Here is a 1,053-nt window from a genome sequence, read left to right as displayed (position 1 = left end):
GCGACGGCGCGGTGCTGCTTCTGTCATGGTTTATCCTCACCACAGGCATTTCATTGCGATGGGTATTATAGCCACCTCACACCACGCCGCCGCAGGATTACGGCCATTCAAGTTGAAAAGCGACATTGGCGGGGCATTTTGCACTGCGACCGTGGACTTTGGCATACCTTTGGCAGGTTCCCGACCGGTCTGCCGTGAAAATCAGGACTGCGGGCAGGAGCAAGCCCAAACCCTCTTGCGGAAAACCTGTTCCTGGCCTATGGCGCGTACATGACAGAGACATCCCATGACCGCCTTCTCATCATCGACTTCGGCAGCCAGGTCACGCAGCTGATTGCACGCCGCCTGCGCGAGCTGAATGTCTATTGCGAAATCCACCCCTATCAGAATGTCACCATCGAGTTTGTGCGCGAACTGGCGCCCAAAGCGGTGATATTCTCCGGCGGGCCGGACAGTGTGACCCGCGAGGGCTCTCCGCGCGCTCCGCAGGAGATTTTCGACTATGGCGTGCCGATCCTGGGCATCTGCTATGGCCAGCAGGTGATGATGCACCAGCTGGGCGGCATGGTTGAGAGCGGCCATGGCACCGCCGAATTCGGCCGCGCCTTTGTGACGCCTACCGTGGAGACTCCGCCGCTGCTGGAAGGCTGGTTTGCCAATGACAGCGACCGCGAACAGGTCTGGATGTCGCACGGCGACCACGTAAGCAAGATCGCCCCGGGGTTCGAGGTCTACGGCACCTCCCCCAACGCGCCTTATGCCATCACCGCCGATGTCTCCCGCAATTTCTATGCGGTGCAGTTCCACCCGGAAGTGCATCACACCCCGAACGGCGCCAAGCTCTATGAGAACTTCGTGCGTCTGGCCGGATTCGAAGGCGACTGGACCATGGGTGCCTACCGCGAGCAGATGATCGAGAAGATCCGCGAGCAGGTTGGCGACAAGCAGGTGATCTGCGGATTGTCCGGCGGCGTGGACTCCTCGGTAGCCGCAATCCTGATCCACGAGGCGATCGGCGACCAGCTGACCTGCGTGTTTGTCGACCACGGGCTG

General features: G+C 60.7%; 1 protein-coding gene. It reads left to right on the top strand.

All coding sequences use genetic code 11. The features are described 5' to 3' along the window. Positions 1-270: 270 nt before the first annotated feature. The coding region (gene guaA / locus A2I95_RS41785) for a glutamine-hydrolyzing GMP synthase (RefSeq protein ID WP_291738136.1) at positions 271-1,053 on the top strand (783 nt) is incomplete at its 3' end.

This window comes from Leisingera sp. F5 (assembly GCF_001593695.1).
This window is presented reverse-complemented; position numbering and strand designations above follow the sequence as displayed.